Source organism: Burkholderia sp. SCN-KJ (assembly GCF_024656005.1).
In the GTDB taxonomy this organism is placed as follows: Bacteria; Pseudomonadota; Gammaproteobacteria; order Burkholderiales; family Burkholderiaceae; genus Burkholderia.
In genome coordinates this window covers 14,106-28,282 of the sequence record NZ_JANKOG010000004.1, presented here as the reverse complement: position 1 = coordinate 28,282, position 14,177 = coordinate 14,106, and the positions used below count along the sequence as shown (strand labels likewise).

Here is a 14,177-nt window from a genome sequence, read left to right as displayed (position 1 = left end):
GCCCGCCAGTGAAGAAGAATCGACGCGAGGACAAGGATGAGTGAGCCGCAGCCGACCAACGGCGCAGAGACGAATGCCGCGAAGCCGGCACCGGCGGGGCTTGAAACGCTGGCGGCCGTCGGCAGCCGGCTGGCGCAGCTCCGGGAGGCGAAGGGTTGGACGGTCGACGACGTGTCGGCGCGGCTCAAGGTCGCTCCGCCGAAGCTGCGTGCGCTGGAGGCCGGCGATATCAGCCATTTGCCCGGCGTGACGTTCGCGCTCGGCGTCGTGCGCAGCTACGCGAAGATGCTCGGCGTCGATCCGGAGCCGTTCGCCCACGCATTGCGCCGCGAGCGTGGCGTGCAGGAAGTCGATCTGTCGATGCCCGCGTCGTCGGGGACGGATCTGCCGCGCGGCCGCGTGTCGATTCCGCTTGGCGGGTCGTCGCACCATCATCCGTGGCTGTGGGGGACGGCGATCGTCGTCGTCGCGGTGATCGCGGTACTCATGTGGCACACTGGCGGCGATTCGTCGAGCTGGCTCGCGCGCTTCAAGGGCGGCGGCGCCGAACACGCGTCGGCGGCCAGCGGGCCGGCGGCGTCTTCCGTCGAAGCGGCAGCCGCGGGCGGCGCGTCGGCGGCAGCCGTCAACGAAGCCCCGGCGCAGGTTGCGGCATCCGCCGTGGCGCCGCAGGCCGTTGCGTCGGCTGCTCCGGCTCCGGCTCCGGCCCCGACGGCCGCCGTGGCCGCGTCGCAACCGGTCGTCGAGCCGGCCGCGGCGAGCAGCGCGGCCGTGCCGGCCCAGCCCGCGAGCGTCGTGGTCGCGGCAGGCCAGTCGATGGTCGAACTGAAGGTCAAGCAGGATTGCTGGTTCAGCGTGCGCGACAAGAGCGGCAAGGAACTGTTCTCGGCGCTGGTGCGGGCCGGCGAGACGAAGCAGGTCGCCGGCGACGGTCCGTTCAAGGTCACGATCGGCAACAAGGCAGGCCTTGATACGGTCGCGTTCGACGGAAAGCCGGTCGATCCGGCAAAATATTCGGCAGCGCGGGGTAACGTGGCGCGGTTCACGCTGCCCTGACGTCAAGCGCCGTGGCGCAGGCCTGTCCCGGACAGGCCGCGAGGGCACGGCGCTTTTTCAATTCATGCGCCGCCTCGCGGCGCATTCCGCGTAAATGGATCTATCGATGCAATCCGAAGCTCAATCCCCACGCAGCAGTCAGATTTGTTCAACCGAGCCGGTGTTCGGCGGGCATCAGCCGCGTCGCGTGTCGCATGCGGTGGATGTTCGTTGGGGCGGGCAGCTCGTGACGATCGGCGGTGATGCGCCGGTGCGCGTGCAGTCGATGACGAATACCGACACGGCCGATGCGATCGGCACGGCGATCCAGATCAAGGAACTCGCGAACGCGGGCTCCGAACTGGTGCGCATCACGGTCAATACGCCGGAGGCCGCGGCCGCCGTGCCGGCGATCCGCGAGCAACTCGACCGGATGGGCGTGACCGTCCCGCTCGTCGGCGATTTCCACTACAACGGCCACCTGCTGCTGCGCGACTACCCGGGCTGCGCGGAGTCGCTGTCGAAGTACCGGATCAACCCGGGCAACGTCGGCCAGGGCGCGAAGCGCGACACGCAGTTCGCGCAGATGATCGAAGCCGCGGCGAAGTACGACAAGCCAGTGCGGATCGGCGTGAACTGGGGCAGCCTCGACCAGGACCTGCTCGCGCGCATGATGGACGAGAACGGTGCGCGCGCGCAGCCGTGGGATGCGCAGAGCGTGATGTACGAAGCGCTGATTCAGTCGGCGATCGGCTCGGCCGAGCGCGCGGTCGAGCTGGGCCTCGGCCGCGATCGCATCGTGCTGTCGTGCAAGGTCAGCGGCGTGCAGGACCTGATCGCCGTGTACCGCGAACTCGGCCGCCGCTGCGGCTTCGCGCTGCATCTCGGGCTGACCGAGGCCGGCATGGGCTCGAAGGGTATCGTCGCGTCGACGGCCGCGCTCGGCGTGCTGCTGCAGGAAGGGATCGGCGACACGATCCGCATTTCGCTGACGCCGGAACCGGGTGCGTCGCGCACGGGCGAAGTGATCGTCGGCCAGGAAATCCTGCAGACGATGGGCCTGCGCTCGTTCGCGCCGATGGTGATCGCGTGCCCGGGTTGCGGACGCACCACGAGCACGCTGTTCCAGGAACTCGCGATGCAGATCCAGACCTACCTGCGCGAGCAGATGCCGGTCTGGCGCAAGGAGTATCCGGGCGTCGAGAAGATGAACGTCGCGGTGATGGGCTGCATCGTCAACGGCCCGGGCGAGTCGAAGCACGCGAACATCGGCATCAGCCTGCCGGGTTCGGGCGAGAACCCGGCCGCGCCCGTCTTCATCGACGGCGAGAAGGTCAAGACGCTGCGCGGCGAGCGGATCGCCGAGGAATTCCAGCAGATCGTCAGCGACTACGTCGCACGCAATTACGGCCGTACCGAGGCCCTGAACTAAATTCGTCCACACACACGAACGATGACTGAACAGAAACGCAAGATCGAGAAGCTCACCGGCGTCAAGGGCATGAACGACATCCTCCCGCAGGATGCCGGCCTCTGGGAGTTCTTCGAAGCTACCGTGAAATCGCTGCTGCGCGCATACGGCTACCAGAACATCCGCACGCCGATCGTCGAACACACGCAGCTCTTCACGCGCGGCATCGGCGAAGTCACGGACATCGTCGAGAAGGAGATGTACAGCTTCACCGATGCGCTGAACGGCGAGAACCTGACGATGCGCCCGGAGAACACCGCGGCGGTCGTGCGCGCGTCGATCGAGCACAACATGCTGTACGACGGCCCGAAGCGCCTGTGGTACATCGGGCCGATGTTCCGTCACGAGCGTCCGCAGCGCGGCCGCTACCGCCAGTTCCACCAGGTCGGCGTCGAGGCGCTCGGCTTCGCGGGCCCGGATGCGGATGCCGAGATCATCATGATGTGCCAGCGCCTGTGGGACGACCTCGGCCTGACCGGCATCAAGCTCGAGATCAACTCGCTCGGCCTCGCCGAAGAGCGTGCCGCGCACCGCGTCGAACTGATCAAGTATCTCGAGCAGTTCGCCGACGTGCTGGATGAGGACGCGAAGCGTCGCCTGTATACGAACCCGCTGCGCGTGCTCGACACGAAGAATCCGGCGCTGCAGGAAATCGCGCAGAACGCGCCGAAGCTGATCGACTTCCTCGGCGACGAGTCGCGTGCCCACTTCGAAGGGCTGCAGCGCCTGCTGCTCGCGAACAACATCCCGTTCAAGATCAACCCGCGTCTCGTGCGCGGCCTCGACTACTACAACCTGACCGTGTTCGAGTGGGTGACCGACAAGCTCGGCGCGCAGGGCACGGTCGCGGCCGGCGGCCGCTACGATCCGCTGATCGAGCAGCTCGGCGGCAAGCCGACCGCCGCGTGCGGCTGGGCGATGGGCATCGAGCGCATTCTCGAGCTGCTGAAGGAAGAGGATCTCGCGCCCGAGCAGGAAGGTGTCGACGTGTACGTGGTGCACCAGGGCGAGACGGCGCGCGAACAGGCGTTCATCGCGGCCGAGCGCCTGCGCGATACGGGCCTCGACGTGATTTTCCACTGCAGCGCCGACGGCGGCCCGGCAAGCTTCAAGTCGCAGATGAAGCGGGCCGACGCGAGCGGCGCCGCGTTCGCGGTGATCTTCGGCGAAGAAGAGGTCGCGAACGGCACGGTGGGCGTGAAAGCGCTGCGCGGTGCGGGCGAGGACGGGGAAAAGAACGTTCAGCAGACCGTACCGGTCGAAAGCTTGACCGAATTCCTAATCAATGCGATGGTTGCATCCGCCGAAGACGGCGACGACTGATCGCGCTGGCATTCGCTCGACAAGAAAAGCCTGAAATGGAAGGAATCGCTCGCCGATGAGTTATCACGACGAACAAGAATCGATTGAAAGTCTCAAGGCGTGGTGGGCCCGCTGGGGCAACCTCACGACGTGGATCGTGCTCGCGGCGCTGGTCGTCGCGGCCGGTTTCAATGGCTGGAATTACTGGCAGCGCCGTCAGGCCGCCGAGGCTTCCGGGTTGTACGAGCAGGTGCAGAAGGCCGCTGCCGCGAACGACAAGGCGACGATGGCCCGTGCGGCCGCCGACATGGAAGACAAGTTCGGCAGCACGCCGTATGCGCAGATGACCGCGCTCACGGCTGCGAAGACGTTGTACGCGGCTGGCGACGCCGCCGGCGCGAAGGCGCAGCTGCAATGGGCCGCCGATCACGCCAGGGACGACGAGTACAAGCAGATCGCGAAGCTGCGTCTCGCGTCGCTACTGCTCGACGAGAAGGCGTACGACGCGGGCCTCGCGCTGCTGTCCGGCACGCCGGTGGATGCATTCAAGGGCCTCGTGGCCGATCGCCGCGGCGATCTGCTCGCGGCGCAAGGCAAGACCGACGATGCGCGCGCAGCGTACAAGCTCGCGCTCGCCGGCCTGTCGCAGGACGACCAGTCCGCGCGCCAGCTCGTGCAGTTCAAGCTCGATGCGCTCGGCGGCTGATCGCGGCCCCCTCAACCTCTTAACTCTGCTTCGCTAACCGATGAATTTGCTGAAACGTTACGCTGTGCCCGTAGCCTGCGCGGCGGCTGTCCTGGCATTGGCGGCCTGCTCGTCGTCGAAGGACGCGCGCCGCGTGCCGACGCCGCTCACCGAGTTCAAGCCCGTCATGGACGTGCAACAGGTCTGGAAGGCGAGCGTCGGCAAGGGCGGGCGCTACCTGTTCTCGCCGGTGGCCGTGGGCGACGCCGTCTACGCGGCGGGCGAGAACGGTTCGGTCGAGAAGATCGACGCGAAGACGGGCCAGACGCTGTGGCGCTCGAAGGTCGGTTCGGACCTGTCGGCCGGGGTCGGCAGCGACGGCAACCTGACCGCCGTCGGCGCGCTCAAGGGCGGTGTGTTCGTACTCGGCCCCGACGGCAAGCAGCTGTGGAAGACGAGCGTGCAGGGCGAGATCTTCTCGCCGCCGCTGGTCGGCAACGGCCTCGTGATCGTGCGCACGATCGACGGTCAGGTGATCGCGTTCAACGGGCAGACGGGCGAGCAGAAGTGGAACTACGGCAACCGCGCGGTGCCGCTGAACCTGCGCGTGTCGGCCGGCATGACGTTCGCGGGCGATGCGGCCGTGCTGGCGGGCTTCCCCGGCGGCGGTCTGGTCGCGATCAACCTGCAGACGGGCGAGCCGTTCTGGCAGACGCCCGTGTCGTTCCCGAAGGGCGTGACCGAAGTGGAGCGCATCAACGACGTCAGCGGTCCGCCGACGCTCGTGGGTGCCCAAGCGTGCGCGGTCACGTTCCAGGGGCAGCTCGGCTGCTTCGACGCGAACTCGGGCCGCCCGCTGTGGGAAAAGGCGTTCTCGAGCCGCAGCGGTCTCGCGCAGGACGATTCGGTCGTCGCCGGCGGCGACGACTGGTCGGTCGTGACGGCCTACGACGCGGCGAGCGGCAACCCGCTCTGGCGCAACGACAAGCTGAAGAGCCGCGACGTCGGCGTGCCGTACCTGCTCGGCCATGCGGTCGTGATGGGCGACTACAAGGGCTTCGTGCACTTCCTGTCGCGCGAGGACGGCAGCTTCATCGCCCGGATGAAGACGGACGGCAGCGCGATCACCGCGGCGCCGGTCCTGGCGGGCAATACGCTCGTCGTGCAGACCAAGGACGGCGGCCTGTACGGATTCCGTCCGCGCTGACGCGCACGCAACAAGCGCAATCGCGGCGTGGCGGGCCTGTCCCGCGCGCCACGGTCGCGCGACATGAAGGCGGCCGGTGTCCCCGGCCGCTCGGTATTTGAAAGGCAGTTCGAAACGAAAGACGACGGCGCGCACCGCGCGCCCGGCGCGCGCATCCGGCGCGGCGCGAATTCGTGATATTTTCATTCAGCGCAGCCGCCCGCAGCAGCGGGCCTCCCGCTGCTGCGCATCACCGTAGAAAACACAGATGAAACCGGTCATTGCCCTCGTTGGGCGCCCCAATGTGGGGAAATCCACGCTGTTCAACCGGCTCACGCGCTCGCGCGATGCGCTGGTCGCCGACTTGCCGGGCCTGACGCGCGATCGCCATTACGGCGAAGGGCGGGTCGGCGCACGGCCGTACCTGGTCGTCGATACCGGCGGCTTCGAGCCCGTCGCGAAGGACGGCATCCTGCACGAGATGGCGCGCCAGACGCGGCAGGCCGTCGAGGAAGCCGACGTCGTCGTGTTCATCGTCGACGGTCGTAACGGGCTCGCGCCGCAGGACAAGTCGATCGCCGACTACCTGCGCAAGACCGGCCGGCCGATCTTCCTGGTCGTCAACAAGGCCGAGGGGATGAAGTACACGGCGGTCGCGACCGACTTCTACGAGCTCGGCCTCGGCGATCCGCGCGCGATCTCGGCCGCGCACGGCGACGGCGTGACCGACATGATCAACGAGGCGCTGGAAGTCGCGTACGCGGGCCAGCCCGAGGAAGCGGACGAGGACGACCCGTCGCGCGGCATCAAGATCGCGATCGTTGGCCGCCCGAACGTCGGCAAGTCGACGCTCGTGAACGCGCTGATCGGCGAGGACCGCGTGATCGCGTTCGACATGCCGGGCACGACGCGCGATTCGATCTACGTCGACTTCGAGCGTAACGGCAAGAAATACACGCTGATCGATACCGCGGGCCTGCGACGTCGCGGCAAGGTGTTCGAGGCGATCGAGAAGTTCTCGGTCGTGAAGACGCTGCAGTCGATCTCCGACGCGAACGTCGTCATTCTTCTGCTGGATGCGCAGCAGGACATTTCCGACCAGGACGCGCACATCGCCGGCTTCGTCGTCGAGCAGGGCCGCGCGCTCGTGATCGGCGTCAACAAGTGGGACGGTCTCGACGACCACGCGCGCGATCGCGCGAAAGCGGATTTGACCCGCAAGCTGAAATTCCTCGACTTCGCGAAGTCGCACTACATTTCGGCCGCGAAGAAGACCGGCATCGGCGCGCTGATGCGTTCGGTCGACGACGCGTACGCGGCGGCGATGGCGAAGCTGCCGACGCCGAAGCTCACGCGCGCGCTGATCGAGGCCGTCGAGTTCCAGCAGCCGCGTCGTCGCGGCCCGGTGCGTCCGAAGCTGCGCTACGCGCACCAGGGCGGCCAGAATCCGCCGCTGATCGTCATCCACGGCAACGCGCTCGACGCGGTGACGGAAACCTACAAGCGTTACCTCGAAAACCGATTCCGCGAAACTTTCTCACTGACCGGGACTCCATTGCGCATAGAGTTCCGTTCGTCGAACAACCCGTACGCGGACAAGGGCTGAAGCAGGTCCTGCAAGGGATAGGCCGCATGGCCTACGCCCGGGCGGGGCAGGCAAAATCAGCTATAGTGTAGCGATTGGCGCCGGATCTCTTTTTCTTCGTCGCCAATCCAGATCAACCTGCAAAAAAAGATGGAGTACGCCATGAGCAACAAAGGGCAATTGTTACAAGACCCGTTTTTGAACGCACTGCGCAAAGAGCACGTTCCCGTTTCGATCTATCTCGTCAACGGCATCAAGCTGCAAGGGAACATTGAATCGTTCGACCAGTACGTCGTGTTGCTCCGTAATACGGTGACCCAGATGGTCTACAAGCACGCCATCTCGACGGTCGTGCCGGCGCGCCCGGTGAACTTCCACCCGGACGCGGAAGCCTCGTCCTAACCCATTGCAGCGGCCGGCATCCGGTCGCCGCGAGCGACCGATGCCAGCCGCCTTATCTTGACACCCGATAATTTGATCAACGCAGCGCTCGTCGGCATCGACTTCGGCAAGACCGATTTCGAAGCCAGCCTCGAAGAACTCAGTCTTCTCGCCTCCAGTGCGGGGGCCCGTCCCGCCGTCACCCTCACAGGTCGTCGCGCCAGCCCCGATGCCAAGATGTTCATCGGCAGCGGCAAAGCCGAAGAATTGCGGCTTGCCTGCGACGCGCACGACGTCGAAATCGTCATCTTCAACCACGCACTCGCACCGGCCCAGCAACGCAATCTGGAGCAGGCGCTTAACCGGCGCGTGGTCGATCGCACGAGCCTGATCCTCGACATCTTCGCGCAGCGCGCCCGCAGCCACGAAGGCAAGCTGCAGGTCGAGCTCGCGCAGCTGCAATACCTGTCGACCCGGCTCATTCGCGCGTGGACCCACCTGGAGCGGCAAAAGGGCGGTATCGGCCTGCGCGGCCCCGGCGAAACCCAGCTCGAAACCGACCGCCGGCTGATCGGCGAGCGCATCAAGATGCTGAAGTCGCGGCTCGACCGGCTGCGCCGGCAGCACAGCACGCAGCGTCGCCAGCGCGCTCGCAGCGGCACGATGTCGGTGTCGCTCGTCGGCTATACGAACGCGGGCAAGTCGACGCTGTTCAATGCGCTGACGAAAGCGCAGGCCTATGCGGCCGACCAGCTGTTCGCCACGCTCGATACGACGTCGCGACGCGTGTACCTCGGCGACGAGGCCGGTCAGATCGTCGTGTCCGATACGGTCGGGTTCATTCGCGAACTGCCTCACCAGTTGGTTGCCGCGTTCCGCGCGACCCTCGAGGAAACGATCCATGCGGATCTGCTGCTGCACGTGGTCGATGCATCGAGCGCGGTGCGGCTCGAACAGATCGAGCAGGTGAACGGCGTGCTGCACGAGATCGGCGCGGACACGATCCGGCAGGTGCTGGTGTTCAACAAGATCGATGCGGTGCCCGAGCTGGCGGCCCGCGGCGACGCGGTCGAGCGGGACGAGTATGGTAATATTTCGCGCGTCTTTTTGAGCGCACGCACCGGTCAGGGTCTTGACGCGTTGCGTGCCGCCATCGCCGAGATCGCCTCCGCGGAACACCTTAACGGCGCGACGTTACCCAACGGCGCGCTCGACGGCGCACCCGCTGAACCACACGAAGACCACACGATTTCCGAACACGGGCGCTAACCGGTCCCGGCCGGTTCGCCGGCGTCTAATCTGGTGAACAAACTCTGGTGAACGAATACAACGAGCGGAGTACCTGGCGGCGGATGCGCGCCTTGCTGTCGATCAACGATCCCCGCTGGGGACGCGGCGAAGGCAAGGGCAACGACGGATCCCGTCCGCGTGTGAACGAATCGAAGCGTCCGCCCGGTGGCGACGGTGACGGTCCGCCCGATCTCGACGAGATGTGGCGCAACTTCAACCGGCGTCTGAGCGGCCTGTTCGGCGGCAAGGGCGGCAACGGCTTCCGGCCCGACAACGGCCGGGCCGCGCGTGTCGGCGTCGGCATCGTGATCGGCGTGCTGGTCGCGGTCTACGCGGGCAGCGGGCTGTTCGTCGTGCAGGAAGGCCAGACGGGCGTCGTGCTGCAGTTCGGCAAGCTGTCGGGCACGGTCGGCCAGGGCGTGCACTGGCGCGCGCCGTATCCGTTCGCGTCGCACGAGATCGTCGATACGTCGCAGGTCCGTTCGATCGAGATCGGCCGCAACAACGTCGTGCGTCTCGCGAACGTGAAGGAAGCGGCGATGCTGACGCGCGATGCCGACATCGTCGACGTGCGTTTCGTCGTCCAGTACCGGATCCGTTCGGCAACCGATTACCTGTTCCGCAGCGTCGATCCCGAGCGCAGCGTGTCGCAGGCCGCCCAGGCCGCGGTGCGCGCGATCGTCGGCACGCGCAGCGCAGCCGACATGCTGAATCAGGACCGCGACGCGCTGCGCGCGCAGCTGTCCGCCGCGATCCAGCGCGACCTCGATCGCTACCAGTCGGGGCTCGAGGTGACGGCCGTCACGATGCAGAGCGTCGCGGCGCCCGAGCAGACGCAGGCTGCGTACGCCGAAGTCGCGAAGGCGCGCGATGATCGCGAAGCCGCGAAGCGTGTCGCGCAGGCCTACGCGAACGATCTGCTGCCGAAGGCGCAGGGCGACGCCGCGAAACTTGCCGACGAAGCGAAGGCGTATGCCGATCGCGTGGTCACGCAGGCCGAAGGCGACGCCGACCGGTTCAAGCAGGTCTATGCACAGTATTCGAAGGCGCCCGCGGTGATCCGCGAGCGGATGTACCTCGAGACGATGCAGGAAATCTATTCGAACGCGACGAAGGTGTTCGTCGGCAACAAGGGCGGCAACAGCGTCGTGTACCTGCCGCTCGACAAGCTCGTCGAGCAGGGGCGACAAAACGCCGCGAATGCGACGAATGCCGCGACGCCCGCCGGCGCATCCGCGCCCGACGCGGCGTCGGCGCCGGCCGCCGCCGCGGCGAGCGCACCCGCGAGCGCGGCTTCGGCCGCGGCGGCGCCCGCACCGGGCAGCGACGTGCTGCGGTCGCGCGAAGCGTTCCGCAGCCGCTCGCGTGAAGACGATACGAAGTAACGGGGAGCGCAGAACATGAACCGAATCATTGCGCTCGTCGTCGCAATCGTGATCGCCGCTTTCGCGGCGTCGTCGACCGTCCTGACCGTCGATCCGCGCCATGCGGCCGTGCTGTCGGGCCGCGACGGCGCGCAACCCGAACTCGCGGGCCCCGGCATCCATTTCAAGCTGCCGCCGCCGCTGCAGACGGCGACGCTGATCGATACGCGCCTGCAATCGCTCGAGTCGTCGGATCCGCTGCAACTCGCGACCGAAGACAAGCACGACCTGCTCGTCGCGTATGCGGTCAAGTATCGGATCAGCGATCCGATGAAGTATTTCGCGGCGACGGGCGGCGACCCGGCGGCAGCCGCCGAGCGTCTGGCCGGCGCGCTGAAGAGCGCACTCGGCGACGCGTTCGGCAAGCGCGCGCTCGACGACGCGCTCGGCGGGCAGCGCGAGATCGCCAATGCGGCGCGCGACGCGGTGCGCGCGACGGCATCGGGCTTCGGCGTCGACGTGGTCGACGTGCAGTTGACGCGCGTCGACTTGCCGGCTGCGCAGACGGATGCCGTCTATCAGCGGATGATTGCCGCGCTGCGCGACCAGGCCGCACAGGTGCGCGCGGACGGCGCCGCCGAGGTCGAGCAGATCAAGGCCGACGCGGAACGCGAACAGCAGGCGGTGCTCGCGAATGCGTACAAGTCCGCGCAGACGATCAAGGGCGAGGGCGATGCGAAGGCCGCGTCGATCGCCGCCGATGCGTTCGGCCGCGATCCGCAGTTCTACCAGTTCTACGCGAGCCTGCAGGCTTACCGGAATACCTTCAAGCGCAACGACATCATCGTCGTCGACCCCGACAGCGAGTTTTTCCGTTTCATGCGCAGCCCGACGGGCGGTGCCGCACCGGCGGCACCCGCTCCCCGCAAACACTGACCTTGGGGCGCCGCGTCGAGCGGCGCCGTCGCTCGCATGGACCTGGCTGGCTCGTTGTTGCTCGCGGTAGCACTGATGCTGATCATCGAGGGGGCGTTCCCCTTCGTGTTTCCCGTCGCCTGGCGCGACACGTTTCGTAGAATAGCGGAGCGGCCGCCGCATCATATCCGGATCGGCGGGCTCATCGTGATGGCGCTCGGGCTCGTCCTGCTGCTGCTCGCCACCTGATCCGGACGGCGCACCCGCCGTTCGTTCCGCCCGATTGCCGATTTCCGATTCATTTCGCGGCGCGCATGTCGCGCCCTGTTTCCCGTCGTAGGACCGTACCGATGTCGACCTGGTTACTTCCCGAGAATATCGCCGACGTGCTGCCGTCGGAAGCGCGCAAGATCGAGGAGCTGCGCCGCAGGCTGCTCGACCGCTTCCGTTCGTACGGCTACGAAATGGTGATGCCGCCGTTGCTCGAATACCTCGAATCGCTGCTGACGAGCGGCGGCAACGACCTGCGCCTGCGCACCTTCAAGCTGGTCGACCAGCTGTCGGGCCGCACGCTCGGCCTGCGCGCGGACATCACGCCGCAAGTCGCGCGCATCGACGCGCACCTGCTGAACCGCCAGGGCGTGACGCGCCTCTGCTATGCCGGCCACGTGATGCATACGCGTCCGCGCGGGCTGCACGCGACGCGCGAACAGATCCAGATCGGCGCCGAAATCTACGGGCACGCCGGGCTGGAAGCCGATCTCGAAATCCAGCAGCTGATGCTCGACGCGCTACACCTCGCGGGGCTGTCGCGCATTCGCCTGGATCTGTGCCACGCGGGCGTGCTCGCGGCGCTGCTCGCGCGCGATGCGCAGGCTTCCGAGCGCGGCGAGGCGCTGTACGACGCGCTGTCGGGCAAGGACGTGCCGCTGCTGAACGAACTCACCGACGATCTCGGCGCCGACACGCGCGCGGCGCTGCGTGCGCTGCCGCATCTGTACGGCGACGCGAGCGTGCTCGACGAGGCGCGTGTGCGCCTGCCGGTGCTGCCCGAGATCACGCGCGCGCTCGACGATCTCGCGCAGCTTGCGGCGCAGGCGAAGGGCGTCGAGGTGGCGATCGATCTCGCCGACCTGCGCGGCTACGCGTACCACAGCGGCGCGATGTTTACGGCGTACATCGACGGCGTGCCGAACGCGATCGCGCGCGGCGGCCGGTACGACCACGTGGGCCAGGCCTATGGCCGCGCCCGCCCGGCGACGGGCTTTTCGCTCGACCTGCGCGAGCTCGCGCGGATTTCGCCGGTCGAGGCGCGCGGCACCGCGATTCTCGCGCCGTGGGCGCAGGACGACGCGCTGAGCGCGGCCGTCGCGGCACTGCGCGACGCGGGCGAGGTCGTGATCCAGGCATTGCCGGGGCACGACCACGTGCTCGACGAGTTCGCGTGCGACCGTTCGCTCGTCGAGCGTGACGGCGCATGGGTGGTCGAACCCCGTTAAACAGGCGTTCGCGGGCCGTCGTTCGGCGTGCATATCGTTGAAGCGAAACGGAAAAATTCGGAATCGCCCGCGAACATAGGTAGAATACGTTTTTAACCAGCTAACGAATCAACATGTCTGCCAGCGCAGTGAACGTGACTCCCGGGCGCAATGTCGTCGTCGTGGGAACGCAATGGGGTGATGAAGGCAAGGGCAAGATCGTCGACTGGCTGACGGACCACGCTCAGGGCGTCGTGCGTTTCCAGGGCGGCCACAACGCCGGCCACACCCTCATCATCGGCGGCAAGAAAACCATCTTGCGCCTGATTCCGTCGGGCATCATGCGTGAAGGCGTCGCCTGCTACATCGGCAACGGCGTCGTCCTGTCCCCCGAGGCACTGTTCAAGGAAATCGGCGAGCTGGAAGAGGCCGGCGTGAACGTGCGCGATCGCCTGTTCATCTCCGAAGCCACGACGCTGATCCTGCCGTACCACATCGCGATCGACCAGGCGCGCGAAGCGCGCAAGGGCGCGGGCAAGATCGGTACGACCGGCCGCGGCATCGGCCCGGCGTACGAGGACAAGGTCGGCCGCCGCGCGCTGCGGGTGCAGGACCTGTTCGACGCGAAGACCTTCGCCGACCGCCTGCGCGAAAACCTCGATTTCCACAACTTCGTGCTGACCCAGTACCTGGGTGGCGCGGCCGTCGATTTCCAGGCCACGCTCGACACGATGCTCGGCTATGCCGATCGCCTGAAGCCGATGGTGGCCGACGTGTCGCGCCGCCTGTACGACGCGAACAACGCCGGTCAGAACCTGCTGTTCGAAGGCGCGCAAGGCACGCTGCTCGACATCGACCACGGCACCTATCCGTTCGTCACGTCGAGCAACTGCGTCGCGGGTGCGGCATCGGCCGGCGCCGGCGTCGGTCCGCAGAAGCTGAACTACATCCTCGGTATCACGAAGGCGTACTGCACGCGCGTCGGCTCGGGCCCGTTCCCGAGCGAGCTGTACGATGCGGACAACCCGCAGCGCCAGGACCAGGTCGGCGTCACGCTCGCGAACGTCGGCAAGGAATTCGGCTCGGTCACCGGCCGTCCGCGCCGCACCGGCTGGCTCGATGCAGCGGCACTGCGCCGCTCGATCCAGATCAACGGCGTGTCGGGCCTGTGCATGACGAAGCTCGACGTGCTCGACGGCCTCGATGAAGTCAAGCTGTGCGTCGGCTACAAGATCGACGGCAAGGACGTGGACATTCTGCCGCGCGGTGCGGTCGACGTCGCGCGTTGCGAGCCTGTGTACGAAACGTTCGCCGGCTGGAAGGAAAGCACCGTCGGCATCAAGACGTGGGACGCGCTGCCGGCGAATGCGCAAGCCTACCTGACCCGCGTGCAGGAAGTGGCCGGCGTGCCGGTCGACATGGTTTCGACGGGGCCGGATCGCGACGAGACGATCCTGCTTCGCCATCCGTTCAAGGTGTAATTCC

Annotated in this window: 13 protein-coding genes; all 13 read left to right on the top strand. The window is 67.0% G+C overall.

Going from position 1 to position 14,177, the window contains the following annotated elements:
- Positions 1 to 36 precede the first annotated feature (36 nt).
- Positions 37 to 1,056: a helix-turn-helix domain-containing protein gene (locus NQV17_RS08180; protein WP_257771301.1), complete on the top strand. Its 1,020-nt coding sequence runs from the start codon at positions 37 to 39 to the stop codon at positions 1,054 to 1,056.
- Positions 1,057 to 1,162: 106 nt separating this feature from the next.
- Positions 1,163 to 2,467, top strand: coding sequence for a flavodoxin-dependent (E)-4-hydroxy-3-methylbut-2-enyl-diphosphate synthase (gene ispG, locus NQV17_RS08175; protein ID WP_006483314.1), 1,305 nt, complete (start codon positions 1,163 to 1,165; stop codon positions 2,465 to 2,467).
- Between the two features lie 21 nt (positions 2,468 to 2,488).
- Positions 2,489 to 3,829, top strand: coding sequence for a histidine--tRNA ligase (gene hisS / locus NQV17_RS08170; protein ID WP_044848982.1), 1,341 nt, complete (start codon positions 2,489 to 2,491; stop codon positions 3,827 to 3,829).
- A gap of 55 nt (positions 3,830 to 3,884) precedes the next feature.
- Entirely contained in the window at positions 3,885 to 4,514 is a 630-nt protein-coding gene (locus NQV17_RS08165; RefSeq protein WP_257771298.1) for a tetratricopeptide repeat protein, read from the top strand.
- 40 nt (positions 4,515 to 4,554) lie between these two features.
- Positions 4,555 to 5,700 (top strand): outer membrane protein assembly factor BamB, encoded by a 1,146-nt coding sequence (gene bamB, locus NQV17_RS08160; protein WP_257771296.1) that lies wholly within the window; start codon positions 4,555 to 4,557, stop codon positions 5,698 to 5,700.
- Positions 5,701 to 5,947: 247 nt separating this feature from the next.
- Entirely contained in the window at positions 5,948 to 7,285 is a 1,338-nt protein-coding gene (gene der / locus NQV17_RS08155) for a ribosome biogenesis GTPase Der (RefSeq protein ID WP_044848985.1), read from the top strand.
- 141 nt (positions 7,286 to 7,426) lie between these two features.
- Complete coding sequence (gene hfq, locus NQV17_RS08150) at positions 7,427 to 7,666, top strand: RNA chaperone Hfq (protein ID WP_006399927.1); 240 nt, start codon at positions 7,427 to 7,429, stop codon at positions 7,664 to 7,666.
- Positions 7,667 to 7,738: 72 nt separating this feature from the next.
- The gene (hflX, locus tag NQV17_RS08145; RefSeq protein WP_257771843.1) at positions 7,739 to 8,914 is read left to right on the top strand and encodes a GTPase HflX; all 1,176 of its coding nucleotides are present in this window, start codon (positions 7,739 to 7,741) and stop codon (positions 8,912 to 8,914) included.
- Positions 8,915 to 8,961: 47 nt separating this feature from the next.
- Positions 8,962 to 10,320: an FtsH protease activity modulator HflK gene (gene hflK / locus NQV17_RS08140; protein ID WP_257771292.1), complete on the top strand. Its 1,359-nt coding sequence runs from the start codon at positions 8,962 to 8,964 to the stop codon at positions 10,318 to 10,320.
- A gap of 15 nt (positions 10,321 to 10,335) precedes the next feature.
- Positions 10,336 to 11,235, top strand: a complete 900-nt coding sequence (gene hflC / locus NQV17_RS08135) for a protease modulator HflC (protein WP_257771290.1) — start codon at positions 10,336 to 10,338, stop codon at positions 11,233 to 11,235.
- Positions 11,236 to 11,271: 36 nt separating this feature from the next.
- On the top strand, positions 11,272 to 11,463 hold the full coding sequence (locus tag NQV17_RS08130; protein WP_009687995.1) for a DUF2065 domain-containing protein: 192 nt from the start codon (positions 11,272 to 11,274) through the stop codon (positions 11,461 to 11,463).
- 101 nt (positions 11,464 to 11,564) lie between these two features.
- Positions 11,565 to 12,713, top strand: coding sequence for an ATP phosphoribosyltransferase regulatory subunit (locus NQV17_RS08125; RefSeq protein ID WP_257771287.1), 1,149 nt, complete (start codon positions 11,565 to 11,567; stop codon positions 12,711 to 12,713).
- A 113-nt stretch (positions 12,714 to 12,826) separates the two neighbouring features.
- The gene (locus NQV17_RS08120) at positions 12,827 to 14,173 is read left to right on the top strand and encodes an adenylosuccinate synthase (protein WP_257771285.1); all 1,347 of its coding nucleotides are present in this window, start codon (positions 12,827 to 12,829) and stop codon (positions 14,171 to 14,173) included.
- The last annotated feature ends 4 nt before the right edge of the window (positions 14,174 to 14,177 follow it).